This is a genomic window from Streptomyces sp. NPDC046821, from assembly GCF_040645335.1.
In the GTDB taxonomy this organism is placed as follows: domain Bacteria; phylum Actinomycetota; class Actinomycetes; order Streptomycetales; family Streptomycetaceae; genus Streptomyces.
This window is the reverse complement of sequence record NZ_JBEYYB010000004.1, coordinates 326,688-345,695: the sequence shown is the minus strand read 5'-3', so window position 1 is coordinate 345,695 and position 19,008 is coordinate 326,688. Positions and strand designations below refer to the sequence as shown.

Here is a 19,008-nt window from a genome sequence, read left to right as displayed (position 1 = left end):
CATCCGCAGCCGGGGAAACCCATCTCGTCCTTGTCGGACGGGGCGGGCAGCCGCTCCCTGGTCTGGGCACATACGTGCAGCACGCGAGTGGCCCACCGACCGCTTCCCGGAGTACGGGATGGTGGTGGGCTGCCCGCGACACCTATCGACGGTGCGCGACGCTCCTGGATCCCCAGGCCTTACGGCGCCGGGGTTCCGGCTGCATGTCCCGCTCTGGTGATGCCGACCGAGGCCGGACGCGAGACGCAGCGCTCCGGAGAGTTTACAGGGTGCGGTGGTGTGCCACGAACGGGGGTGTGCTGTCGGGCGCGGGTCGGCTGTGGCTGGTCGCGCAGTTCCCCGCGCCCCTTCAGGGCGCTTGCCCCCGCAACCGCTCCCGCACCCGCTCAACAACCTCCGCATACCGCGACTCGCCCCCATACCGAGTCGGCTCGTAATACCGCCGCCCCACAATCGCATCCGGCGCGTACTGCTGAGCAGCAATACCCCCCGGGACATCGTGCGGATACACGTACCCCTGAGCGTGCCCCAGCTTGGCCGCCCCCTTGTAATGCCCATCCCGCAAGTGAGCCGGAACAGGCCCGGCCAGCCCCTTACGCACGTCCTCCATGGCGGCGCCGATCGCCGTGGTCGCCGAATTCGACTTGGGGGCCAGAGCGAGAGCGATGGTCGCGTGGCTGAGCGTGAGCGCCGCCTCCGGGAACCCGATCATCGCCACGGCCTGCGCCGCCGCCACCGCAGTGGGCAGCGCCGTCGGATCGGCGAGACCGATGTCCTCGCTCGCGGAGATCATCAGCCGCCGGGCGATGAAGCGCGGATCCTCGCCGGCCTCGATCATGCGGGCCAGATAGTGCAGCGCGGCGTCCACGTCGGAGCCGCGGATGGACTTGATGAGGGCGCTCGCCACGTCGTAGTGCTGGTCGCCGTCCCGGTCGTACTTGACGGCCGCGCGGTCGACGGATTCCTCCAGCGTCTGGAGGGTGATCTCCTTCTCCTGCTTGGCGAGGGCCGAACCGGCGCCCGCCTCAAGCGCGGTGAGCGCCCGGCGTGCGTCGCCGCCCGCGATGCGCAGGAGGTGATCCTCGGCGTCGGCGGGCAGCGTGACCGCGCCGCCGAGCCCGCGCTCCTCGGTGAGAGCCCGCCGCAGCAGGGCCCGCAGGTCGTCGTCCGTGAGGGATTCGAGGGTCAGGAGCAGGGACCGGGACAGGAGCGGGGAGATGATCGAGAAGTACGGGTTCTCGGTGGTCGCCGCGATCAGGGTGACCCAGCGGTTCTCCACGGCGGGCAGGAGGGAGTCCTGCTGGGCCTTGCTGAAGCGGTGGATCTCGTCGAGGAAGAGGACCGTGTCCTTGCCGTGGCCGCCGAGGGCGCGGCGCGCTCCGTCGATGACGGCACGCACTTCCTTGACACCCGCGGTGATCGCGGAGAGTTCGACGAAGCGCTTGTTGGTGGCCTTGGAGACGACGTACGCGAGGGTCGTCTTGCCGATGCCGGGCGGGCCCCAGAGGATCACCGACGAGGGGCCGGCGGGGCCCCCGCCGCCCTCCCCCACGAGGCGGCGCAGAGGTGAGCCCGGCTTCAGCAGGTGCTGCTGGCCGACGACTTCGTCGAGGGTGCGCGGGCGCATCCGGACGGCCAGGGGGCTGCTGGACGGGTCCTTCTCCTGGCGGTCTTCGGCTGCGGCGGTGAACAGGTCGGGCTCCACGGCGAAAACCCTATGTCACCCGACTGACAATCCGACCCGCCCGCCCGGGGCGGCCGGACTCAGCTGGTCCAGAAGTCCCACCAGCGCGTCAGGATCAACATGCCGATGATCCCCACGTGCACGACCGGCAGGACCCAGGTGAACTCGCCGAAGAACGAACGGAGCCAGGACGGCGCGGGCAGGAATTCCTTGCGCACGTTGAACGACGTGACGTACCAGAACATCGTGATCGTGGCGACCCACGCCAGGCAGCACCACAGGCACAGGGAGTTGATGCGGTACAGGGACTCGAACTGGAGCCACGTGCAGAATCCGACGCCGAAGAGCGTGCCCGCGTTGAACGTCAGCCAGTACCAGCGCGGGAAGCGCGCCCGCGCCAGCACGCTCATGCCGACGCAGATCACGACCGCGTAGGCGGCGAGGCCGAGCATCGGGTTCGGGAAGCCGAAGGCCGACGCCTGCGCGCTCTTCATGACGTTCCCGCAGGACACCACGGGGTTCAGGCTGCAGCCCGGCGTGAAGTTCGGGTTCTCCAGGAGCTTGAACTTGTCGATCGTGATGACCCACGCCGCGAGCAGCCCCGCCGCTCCGGTGATCACCAGGAGCAGTCCGAATGCGAGGGATCCGCCGGCGCTCCGGGAAGCGATCGCTCCGTCTTCACCGGTGGAGGAGGCGTTGTCGCTCGCCCTGGTCGTCTTGGTCATCACGCCGTTCCGTCACTTGTCGGGGTGCCGCAATCTCATTCTGCCGCACATGGTGCCGAGTTCCGGCTCAGGTCTCAACTGCCGTGCGGTGCACAGCAGTTGAGACCTCGGGGACCGGGAAGTGTCCTAGGCCAGCTTCGCCTTCAGCACGGCGACGATCTCGTCCACCGCGACGGCGTCCTGCTCGCCGGTCTCCATGTCCTTCAGCTGTACGAGGCCCTCGGCGAGGTCCCGCTCACCGGCGACGATCGTGAAGCGGGCGCCGCTGCGATTGGCGTTCTTCATCGCGCCCTTGAGGCCCTTGCCGCCGTAGCTGAAGTCGGCGGCGACGCCGGCCTTGCGCAGCTCCGTGACCTTGGCGAACAGGACGCGGCGCGCCTCCTCGCCGAGCGGTACGGCGAACACGCTGGTGCCGGCCGGGATGTCGAGCTCGACGCCCTCGGCCTCGAGCGCGAGCACCGTGCGGTCGACGCCGAGCGCCCAGCCCACGGACGGCAGCGAGGGGCCGCCGATCATCTCGGAGAGGCCGTCGTAGCGGCCGCCGCCGCCCACCGCGGACTGCGAGCCGAGTCCGTCGTGCACGAACTCGAAGGTGGTGCGCGTGTAGTAGTCGAGGCCGCGGACCAGCTTCTCGTCGTCCTCGTAGGCGACGCCCGCGGCGGTCAGCAGCTCACGGACCTGCTCGTGGTACGCCTTGCAGCCGTCGCACAGGTAGTCGCGCAGCGACGGGGCGCCGACGAGCTGCTTCTGGACCTCGGCACGCTTGTCGTCGAGGACGCGCAGCGGGTTGATCTCGGCACGGCGCAGGGTGTCCTCGTCGAGGTCGAGGCCGCGCAGGAAGTCCTGGAGCGCGGCCCGGTAGACGGGGCGGCACTCCTTGTCGCCCAGCGAGTTCAGCAGGATGCGGAACTGACGCAGGCCGAGCGAGCGGTACGCCTGGTCGGCCAGGATGATCAGCTCGGCGTCCAGGGCCGGGTCCTCGGCACCGATCGCCTCGGCGCCGACCTGCGAGAAGTGGCGGTAGCGGCCCTTCTGGGGGCGCTCGTAGCGGTAGTACGAGCCCGAGTACCAGAGCTTGACGGGCAGGTTGCCGGCCTTGTGGAGGTTGGCCTCCAGGGCGGCGCGCAGCACGGAGGCGGTGCCCTCGGGGCGCAGGGCGAGCTTGTCGCCGCCCTTGGTCTCGAAGGCGTACATCTCCTTGGTGACGATGTCGGTGGACTCACCGACACCGCGCGCGAACAGCTCGACGTTCTCGAAGCCGGGGGTCTCGACGTAGCCGTAGCCGGAGTTCCTCAGGGGCGTGGAGATCGCGTCGCGCACCGCGAGGTACTTCGCGGAGTCGGGGGGAAGCAGGTCGTACGTGCCCTTGGGGGCCTGAAAGGTGCTCACGGAAGTCTCTCGTCACATTCCTCGTCGGGGAGCCTCGAAGGAGGATCCCTGGCCGGCGGCCACCTGCCGCAGATACGGGTTGGTGGCGCGCTCCTGGCCGATGGTCGTCTGGGAGCCGTGCCCGGAGAGCACCACGGTCGAGTCGTCGAGCGGCAGGCACACGCGTGCCAGCGATTCGAGCATGTCGTCCATGGAGCCACCGGGCAGATCGGTGCGTCCGATGGAGCCGGCGAAGAGCAGATCCCCGGAGAAGAACACGGACGGCACGTCCGCGGTCTCGGGCATCCGGAAAGCCACCGACCCCTTGGTATGACCGGGCGCGTGCGACACGGTCAGGTCGAGGCCCGCCAGCTTCAGCTCCGCACCGTCGGTCAGCTCCCGCACGTCGTCGGGCTCCCCCACGGTCAGCTCGCCCATCAGCGGCATACCGATGGAGCGGCCGAGCGCCTTCTCCGGGTCGCTCATCATGTAGCGGTCGGACGGGTGGATCCACGCCGGGACGTCGTGGGCCCCGCACACGGGGACGACGGAGGCGACGTGATCGATGTGGCCGTGCGTGAGGATGACCGCGACAGGCTTGAGCCGATGCTTCTTGAGGGCGTCCTCGACTCCCTGGGTGGCCTGGTGGCCCGGGTCGATGATCACGCACTCCTCACCCGCGGCGGGGGCAACCAGGTAACAGTTGGTGCCCCAGGCCCCTGCGGGGAACCCGGCAATCAGCACGATCGTCCTTCGTATGTCGTCCGGCGGAAGTGTGTCCGCAGAAGAATGCGGCAGATCAGAGCCTACCGGCGCTGCCGATTCCACAGCCAACCCATATACGGTACGGGGCACACGGCAGGCGGTCGTAACAGGTCCCAACAGGTCCAGTTCAGGCCGGTTCGGATCAGTTCCGTTCGGTTTTAGTGCCGTTCGGTTTCGGTGCCGTTCGGTTTCGGTTCGGTCCGCAGTCAGGTCTCGAGACGTACGAGGAGTAGACCCGGTGGTCAGCAAGGATCAGCGGCAGCGTCAGCTCGCCCGGGAGAAGTTCCTGCGCCAGCAGCAGCGGCGGGAGTCCGCGCGGCGCAAGGCGCGCACGCGCAACACGGTGATCGCGTCGGTGTTGGCCGTGGTCGTGGTCGGGGGCGTGGGCGCGTTCGCCGCCGGGGCGTTCGACAAGGACAAGAAGGACACCGCGAGCGCGGGCCCGTGCGAGAAGCCCGCGGCCGGCAAGGTGAAGCCGCTGAGCTGGAAGAAGGAGCCGGCGCTCGCCATCGACAAGTCGGCGAACTACACGATGAACCTGGCGACGACCTGCGGCGACATCGGCCTCGACCTGAAGGCGAAGCAGGCCCCGCACACGGTGAACTCCTTCGACTTCCTCGCAAACAAGGGCTTCTTCGACCACACCAAGTGCCACCGGCTCACCACCAGCGGCATCTACGTACTGCAGTGCGGTGATCCGAAGGGCACCGGCGCGGGCGGCCCGGGTTACACGATCCCGGACGAGAACCTGAAGGACAAAAGCCTGAAGGGGAACGTCTATCCGGCGGGCACGGTGGCGATGGCCAACCAGTACAACGCCCAGGCGAAGAAGGGCCGGAACACCGGCGGCAGCCAGTTCTTCCTGGTCTACCAGGACAGTCAGCTCCCGCCTGACTACACACCGTTCGGGACCATTTCCGATTCCGGCATGAAGGTGCTCAAGAAGATCGCCGCCGCTGGTGAGAGCTCCGGCCAGGGCGACGGCGCCCCGAACGCCGACGTCGTGATCAACAAGGCGACCGTGACGAAATCCTGACCGCCCGAGGTGAAATTTCGGTCGCGCGGGATGCGGACAGCCGCCCCGCCGGTCGCCTATGTTGGCCGTGACGAAACTGTGGACGATGCCCGGGGCACCAAGGCGCCTCGCAGGCATCATGTGGAGGAGGCGCTGTGAGCAGCGACCCGTGGGGCCGCGTCGACGAGACGGGGACCGTGTACGTGCGTTCGGCCGACGGCAGCGAGCGTGAAGTCGGTTCGTGGCAGGCAGGTTCTCCTGATGAGGCCCTCGCCTACTTCAAGCGCAAGTACGACGGCCTCGTCGTCGAGATCGGGCTCCTCGAGCGCCGGGTGCAGACGACCGACCTGTCGGCGAAGGACGCCACGACCGCCATCGAGCATCTGCGCGAGCAGGTGACCGACGCGCACGCGGTCGGTGACCTGGAGTCTCTGGCCAAGCGCCTGGACAAGCTCGTCGAGACCGTCGAGGCGCGCCGTGAGGAGCGCAAGGTCCAGAAGGCGAAGCAGTCCGACGAGGCGCGGCACGCCAAGGAGGCCCTGGTCGTCGAGGCCGAGGAGCTGGCCCAGTCCGAGCAGTGGCGGTCGGCCGGTGAGCGGCTGCGGGCGCTGGTGGACACCTGGAAGGGGCTGCCGCGGCTGGACCGCAAGTCGGACGACGAGCTGTGGCACCGCTTCTCGCACGCGCGCTCGGCGTTCTCGAAGCGCCGCAAGGCGCACTTCGCCTCGCTGGACGCGCAGCGCGAGGATGCCCGTCAGGCCAAGGAGAAGCTGGTCGCCGAGGCCGAGTCCCTGTCGGGCTCGCAGGACTGGGGGGCCACGGCCGCCCGGTACCGCGAGCTGATGACGGACTGGAAGGCCGCCGGCCGTGCCCAGCGCGAGCACGAGGACGACCTGTGGAACCGTTTCCGCGGTGCGCAGGACGTGTTCTTCGCGGCGCGCAGCTCGGTCTTCGCGGAGCGCGACGCCGAGCAGGGCGAGAACCTCAAGCTCAAGGAGGAGCTGGCCGACGAGGCCGAGAAGCTTCTGCCGATCGGGGATCTGAAGACGGCCCGTGCCGCCTTCCGCTCGATCAACGAGCGCTGGGAGGCCATCGGCCACGTGCCGCGCGACGCACGGCCCAAGGTCGAGGGCCGTATGCACGCCGTGGAGCGGGCCCTGCAGGAGTCCGAGGAAGCGGAGTGGCGTCGTACGAACCCGGAGGCGCGTGCGCGTGCCGAGGGGCTCACGGGCCAGCTGCAGGCCGCGGTCGACAAGCTGCGGGGTCAGATCGACACGGCGCGTGCGCAGGGCAACAACGCGCGGGCCGACAAGCTTCAGAGGGAGCTGGACGGGCGTCAGGCGCTGCTGGACCAGGCTCTTAAGGGGCTGCACGAGTTCGGAGGCTAGGCGCTGGGCGCTTCGCGCTGAGCTGGATGTATGTGGGGCCCGGGCTTTGTGAGCCCGGGCCCCACTTTTTGCGCCTTCTCGTCTGCTCGGTTCTGTCGTTGCGCGGGTGCGGATAGTGGTCCGTCCTCGCGCAGTTCCCCGCGCCCCTTCCGGGGCGCGGGACTTCAGGGGCGCGGGCTCTACGGGCGCCTTGCCGACGTCACCCGATACACGTCGTAGACGCCCTCCACTCCCCTGACGGCCTTCAGGACGTGGCCCAGGTGTTTGGGGTCGCCCATTTCGAAGGTGAAGCGGGAGGTGGCCACCCGGTCGCGGGACGTCTGGACGGCCGCGGACAGGATGTTGACGTGCTGGTCCGACAGGACACGCGTGACGTCCGAGAGCAGCCGCGAGCGGTCCAGGGCCTCCACCTGTATGGCGACGAGGAAGACCGAGGACTGCGTGGGCGCCCACTCGACGTCGAGGATCCGCTCGGGCTCGCGGGACAGCGACTCGACGTTCACACAGTCGCTGCGGTGCACGGAGACGCCGCTGCCGCGCGTGACGAAGCCGATGATGGGGTCGCCGGGGACTGGCGTGCAGCAGCGGGCCAGCTTGACCCACACGTCCTCGACGCCCTTGACGACGACGCCCGGGTCCGCGTTCGACCTGCGCTTGGAACGGCCGCGTGACGGGGGCGCGCTCTCGGCGATGTCCTCGTTGGCGGCCTCTTCGCCGCCGAGGGCCTGCACGAGCTTCTGGACGACGCTCTGCGCGGTGACATGGCCTTCGCCGATCGCCGCGTACAGGGACGAGATGTCCGGGTAGCGCATCTCGTGCGCCAGGGTCACCAGTGAGTCGCCCGTCAGGATGCGCTGGATCGGCAGGTTCTGCTTGCGCATGGCCCGCGCGATGGCGTCCTTGCCCTGCTCGATCGCCTCTTCGCGGCGCTCCTTGGAGAACCACGCGCGGATCTTGTTGCGCGCCCGCGGCGACTTGACGAAGCCGAGCCAGTCGCGGGACGGGCCCGCGCCGGCGGCCTTGGAGGTGAAGACCTCCACCAGGTCACCGTTGTCCAGGGTCGATTCGAGCGGCACGAGCCGCCCGTTGACCCGCGCTCCTATGGTGCGGTGGCCGACCTCGGTGTGGACCGCGTACGAGAAGTCGACCGGGGTCGCGCCCGCCGGGAGCGCTATGACGTCGCCCTTCGGCGTGAAGACGAAGACCTCGTTGCGCGAGAGGTCGAAGCGCAGGGACTCCAGGAACTCGCCCGGGTCCTCGGTCTCCTTCTGCCAGTCGAGCAGCTGGCGCAGCCACGCCATGTCGTTGAGGTGGTCGTCCTTGCCGGTGGTCCGCGGCGCGTCGCTGCGCACCTTGGAGGTACCGGCGACGGCCTCCTGCTTGTACTTCCAGTGCGCGGCGATGCCGTACTCGGCGCGGCGGTGCATGTCGAACGTGCGGATCTGCAGCTCGACGGGCTTGCCGTTGGGGCCGATGACCGTCGTGTGCAGCGACTGGTACATGTTGAACTTGGGCATCGCGATGTAGTCCTTGAACCGCCCAGGAACCGGGTTCCAGCGGGCGTGGACGGTGCCCAGTGCCGCGTAGCAGTCGCGGACCGTGTCGACGAGGACGCGGATGCCCACCAGGTCGTAGATCTCCGCGAAGTCACGGCCGCGGACGATCATCTTCTGGTAGACGCTGTAGTAGTGCTTCGGGCGGCCGGTGACGGTCGCCTTGATGCGGGCCGCGCGCAGGTCGCTCTGCACCTCGTCGGTCACTATGGCGAGGTACTCGTCGCGCTTGGGCGCGCGCTCGGCCACCAGACGCACGATCTCGTCGTACATCTTGGGGTAGAGGATCGCGAAGGCGAGGTCCTCCAGCTCCCACTTGATGGTGTTCATGCCCAGGCGGTGCGCCAGCGGAGCGTAGATCTCCAGCGTCTCGCGGGCCTTCTTCTCCTGCTTCTCGCGCTTGAGGTAGCGCATGGTGCGCATGTTGTGCAGGCGGTCGGCGAGCTTGATGACCAGGACGCGGGGGTCCTTGGCCATGGCGACGACCATCTTGCGCACGGTCTCGGCCTGCGCGGCCTCGCCGAACTTGACCTTGTCCAGCTTGGTGACGCCGTCGACGAGGAGGGCGACCTGGTCACCGAAGTCCCGGCGCAGGGTGTCGAGGCCGTACTCGGTGTCCTCGACGGTGTCGTGCAGCAGCCCGGCCATGAGCGTGGCCGGGTCCATGCCGAGCTCGGCGAGGATCGTCGTCACCGCGAGCGGGTGCGTGATGTACGGGTCGCCGCTCTTGCGCTTCTGCCCGCGGTGCCAGCGCTCGGCGACCTGGTAGGCCCGCTCGACCTGCCGGAGCGTGGACGTCTCGATCTTCGGGTCGTTGCTGCGCACTATCCGCAGCAGCGGCTCCAGAACGGGGTTGTACGGGTTCGAGCGCTGCACGCCGAGGCGGGCCAGGCGGGCGCGGACGCGGTTCGAGGAGGCGGAACGCGCGGGCTGTCCGGCGGCCGGGCGCGCCATGGGGGGCGGCGGCGACGGAGTCGGGGTGACCCTGGCGGAGCCCGGCACGGGGCGCTTCTCGGCGGGGGGCTCGGGGCGTGGCTGCTCGGCCGCCTTGCCGCCGGGGGTGCCGGTGGCGCCCTGCCCGGCCTGCTCGGACGTCACAGGCACGACGGCAGCGGCAGCCTGCTCGGCCTGCTGATCGGGCTTGGCGGCTGGGGCTGTCCCCAGGCGTTCAGCGCTGGGGGAGAGTGGCTTGGCCTCGTCTGGCAACGGCGCTCCTCGTGCGCGACGGGTCCCCGGTTCAGGTCCCGGGAGCCCATGGTATCGACACTAGGCCCGTCCCTCGCCTCCGGCGAAGAGAACGGCTTTCAACTGGGGGAACGCCGAAGGCGGGCACCGGATTCCTCCGGGCCCGCCTCGACGCCTGTGAACAGGTGCTCAGACCGTGAGCAGGGCGTCCAGCGGTACGCCGTCAAGAGCGGGAAGCAGCCGTTCCCGGCCGCCCAGGAAACCCAGCTCCATCAGGACGGCCACGCCGGCGACCTCGGCGCCCGCGCGCCGGATGAGCCGCAGCGAGGCCTCGGCAGTGCCGCCGGTGGCGAGGACGTCGTCGATCACCATGACGCGGTCGCCCGCGGTCAGGTCCTCGGCGTGCACCTCGATCTGCGCCGACCCGTACTCCAGGTCGTACGACTGGGCCAGCGTCGCCCCGGGGAGCTTGCCGGCCTTGCGTACGGGGATGAAGCCGAGCCCGGCGCGGACGGCGACCGGGGCGCCCAGGATGAACCCGCGCGCCTCGAGGCCGACGATCTTGGTCGCGCCGTTCGCGACGCAGATCTCCGCGAGCGCGTCCGTGAGGGCCGCGAAGGCCGCCGGGTCCGCCAGGAGCGGGGTGATGTCCTTGAACATCACGCCCGGCTCCGGGTAGTCCGGCACGTCACGGATGCGGCTGAGCAGCAGCGTGCTGACGTCGGCTAGCTCGGTCATCGGCGCTTCCCGGACGGGCGGCCGCGGCCGCGGTTGCGGGACGCGGGCTGGTGACGGGGGCCGACGACCGCGGTGGCGGCGTCGCCGTCCTCCGGGTCACCGGTCTCGTCGTCGTAGTCGCCGTCCTGGGGCTCCGGGGTCTCGGCGGACCCGCCCGCGGCCGCCGCCGACGCGCGCTTGGCGAGCACGCGCTTGCGGAGCGCCTTCATCTGCGGGTCGCGCTCCTTGAGGTCCGCGACCAGCGGGGTGGCGATGAAGATCGACGAGTAGGCACCGGCCGCGAGGCCGACGAACAGCGACAGCGAGATGTCGTTGAGCATTCCGGCGCCGAGGAAGCCGCCGCCGATGAACAGCAGGCCCGCCACCGGCAGCAGCGCGACGACCGTGGTGTTGATCGAACGCACCAGCGTGCCGTTGATCGACCGGTTGGCGACCTCGCTGTACGTGAAGCGGGTCTGCTTCGTGATGTCCTTCGTCGACTCCTTGAGGGAGTCGAAGACGACGACCGTGTCGTAGAGCGAGTAACCGAGGATGGTCAGCAGACCGATCACCGTGCCCACGGTGACCTCGAAGCCGACCAGGGCGTAGATCCCGACCGTGATCGTGATGTCGTGGATCAGCGCGATCAGGGCCGCGATCGCCATCCGCCATTCGAAGGCGATGGCCAGATAGATCACCACGAGGATCATGAACACGATCAGGCCGGTCCATGCCTTGTTGGCGATCGTCTCGCCCCAGCTGGGTCCGACGAGGTCGGCGTTGATCTTCGACGCGTCGACGTGCAGATCCTTGGAGAGGTCCGCCTTGATCTGGTCCGACTTGGCGGTGTCCACACCGGAGATCTGGATGCGCAGGCCGCCGGTGCCGAGCTCCTGCACGATCACGTCGTGCCCGGAGGCTGCCTTCGCGGCCTCCTCCGCGGCGGGCGCGGAGACGCTGGTCTTCGGGGTGGTGAAGACGGCGCCGCCCTCGAACTCGATGCCCATGTTCAGGCCGCGCACCGTGAGGCCGAGGATGGCCGCGACGGTGATCAGGATCGAGACGCCGTACCAGATCTTGCGCTTGCCGATGAAGTCGTAACCGACTTCACCGCGGATGAGCCGGGCGCCGAGGTGGCCGAGCTTCGACATCTCACGCCTCCTTCGGGTCGACAGAGCCCATGGCGGAGCCGGGGGCACGGCGGGTGCGGCGCAGCGGCGGCTTGGCGCCGAGCCGCTTCGGGTCGAGCCCGGACCACGGATGTCCGTTCGCGAAGAACTTCTTGCGGGCCAGGATCGTCATGAGCGGCTTGGTGAAGAAGAAGACGACGACCACGTCGAGCACGGTGGTGAGGCCGAGCGTGAACGCGAAGCCCTGCACCTTGCCGACGGTGACGACGAACAGCACGGCCGCGGCCAGGAACGACACGAAGTCGGAGACCATGATCGTGCGGCGGGCGCGCGGCCAGGCGCGCTCGACGGAGGGGCGCAGGGAGCGGCCCTCACGGATCTCGTCCCTGATCCGCTCGAAGAACACGATGAACGAGTCGGCGGTGATACCGATCGCCACGATGGCGCCGCAGACCGCCGGCAGGTTCAGCGCGAAGCCGATGGCCGGACCGAGCAGCGTCATGATCACGTAGGTCAGGATCGCGGACGCGCCGAGCGAGGCGAGCGCGATCAGCGACAGGCCGCGGTAGTAGACGACCAGGTAGATGACGACCAGGGCGAGGCCGATGGCGCCGGCGATCAGACCGGCCTGCAGCTGCTCGCCGCCGAGGGCCGCGGTGACGGTCGTGACGCTCTGCTCCTGGAAGGAGAGCGGCAGAGCGCCGTACGACAGGACGTTGGCCAGGTCCTGGGCGGACTGCTGGTCGAAGCTGCCGGAGATCTCCGCGCTGCCGCTCAGGGTCGAGCTGACGCTCGGGGCCGAGACCACGTCACCGTCGAGGACGATGGCGAACTGGTTCATCGGGGGCTGCTGCTGCGAGAGCTTGCTGGTGATCGCCGAGAACTTCTTGGAGCCACCGCCCGTGAAGTCCATGTTCACGACCCACTGGCCGGACTGCTGGTTGATCGTGGCCTGGGCCTTGTCGACGTCCTTACCGTTCACCTCGGCGGGGCCGAGGATGTACTTCTCCCACTGGCCGCCGTTCTGGCCACAGGCCACGGCGTTGTCCGTGGGGAGGACGCCGGTGGTGACGCGGGTGCGGGCCGCCTTGTCGGTGCAGTCGAGTTCCATGAACTTCTTCTGCAGCGCGGCGGTGGCCGCGTCCGGCGTCGGGGTGGCCGGCGGAGGCGTCGGCTTGCCGCTGGCGGAGGCGCTCGGCGACGGGGAGGCGCCGGCCTTGAGAGCGTCGGTGACGGGGCGGCCCTGCGAGGTCGCGGACGGGCTCGGCGTCGCGGACGGGGCGCCGGAAGCCGTGCCCTTGCCGCCGTCGGTCGCCTTGTCGGTGGCCTTGCCCGGGTTGCCGGTGGCCTTGCCGGCGCCGCTCGACGGGCTGGCGGAGGGCTTGGGGGTGGGCTGACCGGCGGCGACGGTGAGCACGGGGCGGAAGTAGAGCTGGGCGGTCGTGCCGACCTGCTCGCGCGCCTGCGCCTCGTTCGTCCCCCGGGGGATGTTGACGATGATGTTGTCGGAGCCCTGGGTCTGCACCTCGGCCTCGGAGACACCGAGTCCGTTGACACGGCGCTCGATGATGCTCACGGCCGTGTTCATGTTGGTCTGGTTGACCGCGTTCTTCTGACCCGGCTCGCTCTTCGCCTTGAGCGTGATGCTCGTACCACCGGCGAGGTCGATGCCCAGACGCGGCGTGTGGTGGCCGGACAGGAACATCCCGCCGGTCAGTGCCACCATCGCGATGAGCATGATGGCCAGGGTGCGGCCCGGCCTGCTCTGGGCGCCTCGACTTCGGCCCTTCTTGGGTGCTGCCACCTTCTCGTTCTCCCTCTCCATCCGTCCGGCAGCGGGTTACGTGCCTGGACGGTCATGAAATGGTGTCGAGAATCCGTGCGGAAATCACACGTCCGGGACCGCGGCACGCGGTCGGGCGCGCGCGGTCCTGGGGCTGTGACTACTTCGCGTCGGACTCGCCGTCGGTCTTCTTCGGCTCGGTGCCGTCGGCCTCGGGGGCTGCGTCGTCGGCAGCCTCGTCCTTCTTGCCGAGGTCGATGCGCGAGTCGTCGGACTCGTCGGCGGTCTTGTCGGACTCGGTGAGGGAGGACGCGTCGTCCGGCACGACGGTGCCTTCGAAGGCGTCGTGCTCGTCACTCTCGGTGCCGTGGACGATGCGGTTGTACTCGTCGTCGTCGAGGACGGCGCCGATCGCGTTCTTCGCGTAGCAGGCGTGGACGCCGGGGGCCACCTCCAGGAGGACCATCTCGTCGTGGACCTCCTTGACGGTGGCGTACATGCCGCCGATCGTGCGGACGCCGGAGCCGGGCTGCATCTGGTCCCGCATCTGGCCGGCCGCCTGCTGCTTCTTCTTGGCAGAGCGGGTCATCAGGAACATGGCCCCGATGAGCACGATGAACGGGAGGAGGGTCACGATATTCACGGGACGGAAATTTCCTTCGCACGACCGCGCACTTGGGCGGCCTGTTGATGGGGGTGGGCACGCCGTCCACTAGGGCGGCATCGGCGGAGTCTAGGCGAGTCCGCGCTCAAGGAACAACGCTCAGCATGGCACCGGGGTTCCTGACTCCGCGACTACCCTGCGCGATCAGGCCCCGAAGAGGTCCTGTTGTCCGCTTGTTCCCCTGTTCTGCTGGGGCGGCGTGAGCCCGAGGTGCACCCAGGCGGCGGGCGTGGCGACACGGCCACGCGGCGTACGGGCCAGCAGCCCCTCCCGTACGAGGAAGGGTTCGGCCACTTCTTCGACCGTCTCGCGCTCCTCCCCCACGGCCACCGCGAGCGTCGACAGGCCCACCGGTCCGCCGCCGAAGAGCTTGAGCAGCGCCTCCAGGACGGCGCGGTCCAGACGGTCGAGGCCGCGCCCGTCGACCTCGTACACGGAGAGGGCTGCGCCGGCGATGTCCTGGGTGATGTGCCCGTCCGCCTTCACCTGCGCGTAGTCACGGACGCGGCGCAGGAGCCGGTTGGCGATACGGGGCGTGCCGCGGGAGCGGCCGGCGATCTCGGCGGCGCCGTGGGGGTCGATCTCGACGTCGAGGAGGTTCGCGGAGCGGTGGATGACGCGCTCCAGCTCGGCGGGCTCGTAGAACTCCATGTGCGCGGTGAAGCCGAAGCGGTCGCGCAGCGGCGGCGGCAGCAGGCCCGCGCGCGTGGTGGCGCCGACGAGGGTGAAGGGGGGCAGTTCCAGCGGGATGGCGGTGGCGCCCGGGCCCTTGCCGACGATCACGTCGACCCGGTAGTCCTCCATCGCCATGTAGAGCATCTCCTCGGCGGGCCGGGACATGCGGTGGATCTCGTCGAGGAAGAGGACCTCGCCCTCCTGGAGGGAGGAGAGGATCGCGGCGAGGTCGCCCGCGTGCTGGATGGCCGGGCCGCTGGTGATGCGGATCGGCGCGCCCATCTCGGCGGCGATGATCATGGAGAGGGTGGTCTTGCCGAGGCCGGGCGCTCCGGAGAGCAGGACGTGGTCGGCGGTGGCGCCTCGCGCGCGTGCCGCCCGCAGGACCAGGTCGAGCTGTTCGCGCACCTTCTCCTGGCCGATGAACTCGCCCAGGTCCTTGGGGCGCAGGGCGGCCTCGACGGCCTGGTCCTCCCGGTCGGCGACCGAGCCCACCAGGCGCTCCCCGGCGGAGGCGGCGAGCCCTTCCGCGTCGGGTGCCGCGTCGGTGGTGTCGTCCCAGTTCATGAGGTGTGCCTCGCGATGGTGGTGGTTCGGGCGGGGTGGGGTGCTTGTCCTGCCGACGCGCATGCGGTGTGACGCGGCGTCAGCGGGTGCGGTTCAGCGTCTGGAGCGCGGCCTTGAGGAGCTTGCCGACCTGCGGAGTGCCGTCCTCCGCCTCGGCCTGCGGGGCGACCGCCTCGATGGCCTCGTCGGCCTCGCGGGTCGCGTAGCCGAGTCCGATGAGCGCGGCGTGCAGCTGGTCGCGCCAGCCGCTGGTGACGGGGGCGCCGACGCCCGTACCGGTGCCGAGGGGCGCGCCGAGCCGGTCCTTGAGTTCGAGGAGCAGCTTCTGGGCGCCCTTCTTGCCGATGCCGGGCACGGCGGTCAGCGATTTCTCGTCACCGGAGGCGACCGCGCGGCGCAGCGCGTCGGGGCTGTGCACGGCGAGCATGGCCTGCGCGAGCCTCGGTCCGACACCGCTCGCGGTCTGGAGCAGCTCGAAGGTCTGGCGCTCGTCGTCGTCGGCGAAGCCGTAGAGCGTGAGCGAGTCCTCGCGTACGACGAGGGAGGTGGCGAGCTTGGTCTGCTGGCCGATGCGGAGCGCGGAGAGCGTGTTCGGCGTGCACTGGACGGCCATGCCGATGCCGCCGACCTCGACCACCGCGGTGTCGGGAGCGAGGGCGGCCACGGGTCCGCTGACGAAGGCGATCATGCCGTACGGCCTTTCGGTGCTGTGGCTGGTTTCGACGCGTGCAGGGCGACGGCCTGCTGGAGCCTGTTCTGCGCGGGGGCTCGCCAGATGTGGCAGATGGCGAGGGCCAGGGCGTCGGCCGCGTCGGCGGGCTTGGGGGGTGCGTCGAGTCTCAGGAGGCGGGTCACCATGACGCCGACCTGCGCCTTGTCGGCGCGGCCGCTGCCGGTGACGGCGGCCTTGACCTCGCTGGGGGTGTGCAGGGCGACGGGGATGCCTCGGCGGCTGGCGCAGAGCATGGCGACCGCGCTGGCCTGGGCGGTGCCCATCACCGTCCGCACGTTGTGCTGGCTGAACACGCGCTCCACGGCGACGAATTCGGGCCGGTACTCGTCGAGCCACTGCTCGATGCCCTGCTCGATGGCGACGAGCCGATGGCCCAGCTCGGCGTCCGCCGGGGTCCGTACGACGCCGACGCCGCGCATCGTCAGGGGCCGCCCCGCGACCCCCTCGACCACGCCGACGCCGCACCGGGTCAGCCCCGGGTCCACACCGAGTACGCGCACCCCGCCCCCTTCTCCGAAGACCTGTTCGTGCAGGCTATCGGGTGCCTCTGACAATGCGACGGGCCGACGGGGTGTGTCCCGTCGGCCCGTCGCTGTGCCCGTGTGTCAGGCGTCGACCTTCTCCATGACCTCGTCGCTCACGTCGAAGTTGGCGAAGACGTTCTGCACGTCGTCGCTGTCCTCGAGCGCGTCGATGAGCTTGAAGATCTTGCGCGCGCCCTCTTCGTCCAGCTCGACCTGCATGGTCGGGACGAAGTTGGCCTCGGCGGAGTCGTAGTCGATGCCGGCCTCCTGGAGCGCGGTGCGGACCGCGACCAGGTCGGTGGCCTCGCTGAGGACCTCGAAGGTGTCGCCCAGGTCGTTGACCTCTTCGGCGCCGGCGTCGAGGACGGCGCCGAGGACGTCGTCCTCGGCCAGCTCACCCTTGGGGACGATCACGACGCCCTTGCGGTTGAACAGGTACGAGACGGAACCGGGGTCGGCCATCGAGCCGCCGTTGCGGGTCATGGCGACGCGCACGTCCGACGCGGCACGGTTGCGGTTGTCGGTGAGGCACTCGATGAGCACCGCGACACCGTTGGGACCGTAGCCCTCGTACATGATCGTCTCGTAGTCGGCGCCACCGGCTTCGAGACCGGCACCGCGCTTGACGGCCGAGTCGATGTTCTTGTTCGGGACCGAGCTCTTCTTGGCCTTCTGGATGGCGTCGAAAAGGGTCGGGTTGCCGGACACGTCGGCGCCGCCCGTGCGGGCCGCGACCTCGATGTTCTTGATCATCTTCGCGAAGAGCTTGCCGCGCTTGGCGTCGATCACGGCCTTCTTGTGCTTCGTCGTAGCCCATTTAGAGTGGCCGGACATCTGCCTGTCTCCTTCGCGTAACCAATCCAGTACGAACTCCCCCCGGCCCGGCAGGGTCTGGGGAACCCCAAGAGATCCTACAAGGACCCGGCGGCCTGCTTCGCCCGCACCATGTCGACGAACAGCGCGTGCACCCTGTGGTCGCCGGTGAGCTCGGGGTGGAAGGACGTGGCCAGCGCGTTTTCCTGGCGTACGGCGACGATGTGGCCGTCGTACTCCGCGATCACCTCGGCCTTGGCGCCCACCGACTCGACCCAGGGCGCGCGGATGAAGACGCCCTCGACGGGGCCGCCCTCCACACCGCGCACGTCGACGGCCGCCTCGAAGGACTCGTTCTGACGTCCGAAGGCGTTCCGGCGCACGATCATGTCGATCCCGCCGACCGTCTCCTGGCCCGAGCGCGGGTCGAGGATCTTGTCGGCGAGCATGATCATGCCCGCGCAGGTGCCGTACACCGGCAGGCCTGCGCGCACGCGTGCGCGCAGGGGCTCCATGAGCCCGAAGAGGACGGCCAGCTTGGAGATGGTGGTCGACTCGCCGCCGGGGATGACGATGCCGTCCACCTCGGCGAGTTCCTCGGGCCGTCGCACGGGCCTGGCCACGGCGTCGGCCGTGGCCAGGGCGACGAGGTGCTCCCGTACGTCGCCCTGGAGCGCCAGGACCCCCACTACGGGAGTCGTCATCACCAGCCCCGGTTCGCGTAGCGCTCGGCCTCGGGGAGGGTGTCGCAGTTGATGCCGACCATGGCCTCGCCCAGGTTGCGGGACGCGTCCGCGATGATCTTGGGGTCGTCGTAGAAGGTCGTGGCCTTCACGATGGCGGCGGCGCGCTTGGCCGGGTCGCCGGACTTGAAGATGCCGGAGCCTACGAAGACACCCTCGGCGCCGAGCTGGCGCATCAGGGCGGCGTCGGCGGGCGTGGCGACGCCACCGGCGGAGAACAGGACCACGGGCAGCTTGCCGAGCTCGGAGACCTCCTTGACGAGCTCGTACGGGGCGCGCAGCTCCTTGGCGGCGGCGTACAGCTCGTTGTTGTCGAAGCCGCGCAGCTTGGCGATCTCGTTCTTGATCTGGCGCAGGTGGCGGACGGCCTCGACGACGTTGCCCGTGCCGGCCTCGCCCTTCGAGCGGATCATGGCCGCGCCCTCGGCGATACGGCGCAGGGCCTCGCCCAGGTTGGTGGCGCCGCATACGAAGGGGGTCGTGAACGCGAACTTGTCGCTGTGGTTGATCTCGTCGGCCGGGGTCAGCACCTCGGACTCGTCGATGTAGTCGACGCCGAGCGACTGCAGGACCTGGGCCTCGACGAAGTGGCCGATCCGGGACTTGGCCATGACCGGGATGGAGACGGCCTCGATGATCTCCTCGATCATGTTCGGGTCCGACATCCGGGCCACGCCGCCGTCCTTGCGGATGTCGGCGGGCACCCGCTCGAGCGCCATGACGGCCACCGCACCGGCGTCCTCGGCGATCTTCGCCTGCTCGGCGTTGACCACATCCATGATCACGCCGCCCTTGAGCTGCTCGGCCATGCCGCGCTTCACGCGCGCGGTGCCGGTGGTTTCGACGGACTGGGGGGTGCTGGACACGGATGACCTCGCTCGATGGAAAGGGGGGTTGCTACTCCCCAGATGAAACTTCCGGGGACCAGTCCACATCAAGGGCCAATGTTCGACCGGTGGATCGTTCTCCGCAAGCG

17 protein-coding genes are annotated in these 19,008 nt (G+C 69.5%); 2 read left to right on the top strand and 15 right to left on the bottom strand.

Annotation, left to right across the window (positions count from 1 at the left end):
- Positions 1 to 349: 349 nt before the first annotated feature.
- From ABZ893_RS10345 to ABZ893_RS10330, 4 genes are all read right to left on the bottom strand, one after another.
- Positions 350 to 1,705 carry a replication-associated recombination protein A gene (locus tag ABZ893_RS10345; protein WP_361399844.1) on the bottom strand — a complete coding sequence of 452 codons (1,356 nt, stop codon included), beginning with the start codon at positions 1,703 to 1,705 and terminating at the stop codon, positions 350 to 352.
- Positions 1,706 to 1,764: 59 nt separating this feature from the next.
- Complete coding sequence (locus tag ABZ893_RS10340; RefSeq protein WP_361399841.1) at positions 1,765 to 2,409, bottom strand: vitamin K epoxide reductase family protein; 645 nt, start codon at positions 2,407 to 2,409, stop codon at positions 1,765 to 1,767.
- Between the two features lie 126 nt (positions 2,410 to 2,535).
- Positions 2,536 to 3,798 carry a histidine--tRNA ligase gene (hisS, locus tag ABZ893_RS10335; protein ID WP_361399838.1) on the bottom strand — a complete coding sequence of 421 codons (1,263 nt, stop codon included), beginning with the start codon at positions 3,796 to 3,798 and terminating at the stop codon, positions 2,536 to 2,538.
- Between the two features lie 12 nt (positions 3,799 to 3,810).
- Positions 3,811 to 4,521 carry an MBL fold metallo-hydrolase gene (locus tag ABZ893_RS10330; RefSeq protein ID WP_361399835.1) on the bottom strand — a complete coding sequence of 237 codons (711 nt, stop codon included), beginning with the start codon at positions 4,519 to 4,521 and terminating at the stop codon, positions 3,811 to 3,813.
- A gap of 259 nt (positions 4,522 to 4,780) precedes the next feature.
- On the opposite strand from ABZ893_RS10330, the gene ABZ893_RS10325 reads away from it, so the two are divergent.
- Together ABZ893_RS10325 and ABZ893_RS10320 are read left to right on the top strand one after the other, a co-directional pair.
- Positions 4,781 to 5,578: a peptidylprolyl isomerase gene (locus ABZ893_RS10325; protein ID WP_361399832.1), complete on the top strand. Its 798-nt coding sequence runs from the start codon at positions 4,781 to 4,783 to the stop codon at positions 5,576 to 5,578.
- Positions 5,579 to 5,712: 134 nt separating this feature from the next.
- A complete protein-coding gene (locus tag ABZ893_RS10320; protein ID WP_361399830.1) occupies positions 5,713 to 6,945 on the top strand; it encodes a DUF349 domain-containing protein in 1,233 nt (410 codons plus the stop codon).
- A 179-nt stretch (positions 6,946 to 7,124) separates the two neighbouring features.
- Here the strand turns inward: ABZ893_RS10320 and ABZ893_RS10315 are convergent, their stop codons facing one another.
- From ABZ893_RS10315 to pdxS, 11 genes are all read right to left on the bottom strand, one after another.
- Positions 7,125 to 9,704 carry a bifunctional (p)ppGpp synthetase/guanosine-3',5'-bis(diphosphate) 3'-pyrophosphohydrolase gene (locus ABZ893_RS10315; protein ID WP_361399828.1) on the bottom strand — a complete coding sequence of 860 codons (2,580 nt, stop codon included), beginning with the start codon at positions 9,702 to 9,704 and terminating at the stop codon, positions 7,125 to 7,127.
- A gap of 168 nt (positions 9,705 to 9,872) precedes the next feature.
- Positions 9,873 to 10,421, bottom strand: a complete 549-nt coding sequence (locus tag ABZ893_RS10310) for an adenine phosphoribosyltransferase (RefSeq protein ID WP_361399826.1) — start codon at positions 10,419 to 10,421, stop codon at positions 9,873 to 9,875.
- Entirely contained in the window at positions 10,418 to 11,551 is a 1,134-nt protein-coding gene (gene secF / locus ABZ893_RS10305) for a protein translocase subunit SecF (RefSeq protein ID WP_361399824.1), read from the bottom strand. Before secF ends, ABZ893_RS10310 begins: the two co-directional genes overlap by 4 nt.
- A 1-nt stretch (position 11,552) precedes the next feature.
- A complete protein-coding gene (secD, locus tag ABZ893_RS10300; protein WP_361399821.1) occupies positions 11,553 to 13,334 on the bottom strand; it encodes a protein translocase subunit SecD in 1,782 nt (593 codons plus the stop codon).
- A gap of 139 nt (positions 13,335 to 13,473) precedes the next feature.
- Positions 13,474 to 13,956, bottom strand: coding sequence for a preprotein translocase subunit YajC (yajC, locus tag ABZ893_RS10295; protein ID WP_361399818.1), 483 nt, complete (start codon positions 13,954 to 13,956; stop codon positions 13,474 to 13,476).
- Positions 13,957 to 14,121: 165 nt separating this feature from the next.
- Positions 14,122 to 15,219, bottom strand: a complete 1,098-nt coding sequence (ruvB, locus tag ABZ893_RS10290) for a Holliday junction branch migration DNA helicase RuvB (RefSeq protein WP_361399815.1) — start codon at positions 15,217 to 15,219, stop codon at positions 14,122 to 14,124.
- Between the two features lie 79 nt (positions 15,220 to 15,298).
- The gene (ruvA, locus tag ABZ893_RS10285; protein WP_361399812.1) at positions 15,299 to 15,907 is read right to left on the bottom strand and encodes a Holliday junction branch migration protein RuvA; all 609 of its coding nucleotides are present in this window, start codon (positions 15,905 to 15,907) and stop codon (positions 15,299 to 15,301) included.
- Positions 15,904 to 16,452: a crossover junction endodeoxyribonuclease RuvC gene (gene ruvC / locus ABZ893_RS10280; RefSeq protein ID WP_361399809.1), complete on the bottom strand. Its 549-nt coding sequence runs from the start codon at positions 16,450 to 16,452 to the stop codon at positions 15,904 to 15,906. Before ruvC ends, ruvA begins: the two co-directional genes overlap by 4 nt.
- A 105-nt stretch (positions 16,453 to 16,557) precedes the next feature.
- A complete protein-coding gene (locus ABZ893_RS10275) occupies positions 16,558 to 17,310 on the bottom strand; it encodes a YebC/PmpR family DNA-binding transcriptional regulator (protein ID WP_361399806.1) in 753 nt (250 codons plus the stop codon).
- Positions 17,311 to 17,387: 77 nt separating this feature from the next.
- Positions 17,388 to 17,993, bottom strand: a complete 606-nt coding sequence (pdxT, locus tag ABZ893_RS10270) for a pyridoxal 5'-phosphate synthase glutaminase subunit PdxT (RefSeq protein ID WP_361399803.1) — start codon at positions 17,991 to 17,993, stop codon at positions 17,388 to 17,390.
- On the bottom strand, positions 17,993 to 18,898 hold the full coding sequence (gene pdxS, locus ABZ893_RS10265; RefSeq protein ID WP_361399800.1) for a pyridoxal 5'-phosphate synthase lyase subunit PdxS: 906 nt from the start codon (positions 18,896 to 18,898) through the stop codon (positions 17,993 to 17,995). The genes pdxT and pdxS overlap by 1 nt, the downstream gene beginning before the upstream one ends.
- Between the last annotated feature and the right edge of the window lie 110 nt (positions 18,899 to 19,008).

What these genes read in the sequence shown, in the direction of transcription:
- ABZ893_RS10340 (WP_361399841.1), bottom strand. Translation starts at nt 2,409, where the DNA reads ATGACCAAGACGACCAGGGCGAGCGACAACGCCTCCTCCACCGGTGAA.
- ABZ893_RS10310 (WP_361399826.1), bottom strand. Translation starts at nt 10,421, where the DNA reads ATGACCGAGCTAGCCGACGTCAGCACGCTGCTGCTCAGCCGCATCCGT.
- secF (WP_361399824.1), bottom strand. Translation starts at nt 11,551, where the DNA reads ATGTCGAAGCTCGGCCACCTCGGCGCCCGGCTCATCCGCGGTGAAGTC.
- ruvB (WP_361399815.1), bottom strand. Translation starts at nt 15,219, where the DNA reads ATGAACTGGGACGACACCACCGACGCGGCACCCGACGCGGAAGGGCTC.
- ruvA (WP_361399812.1), bottom strand. Translation starts at nt 15,907, where the DNA reads ATGATCGCCTTCGTCAGCGGACCCGTGGCCGCCCTCGCTCCCGACACC.
- ABZ893_RS10275 (WP_361399806.1), bottom strand. Translation starts at nt 17,310, where the DNA reads ATGTCCGGCCACTCTAAATGGGCTACGACGAAGCACAAGAAGGCCGTG.
- pdxT (WP_361399803.1), bottom strand. Translation starts at nt 17,993, where the DNA reads ATGACGACTCCCGTAGTGGGGGTCCTGGCGCTCCAGGGCGACGTACGG.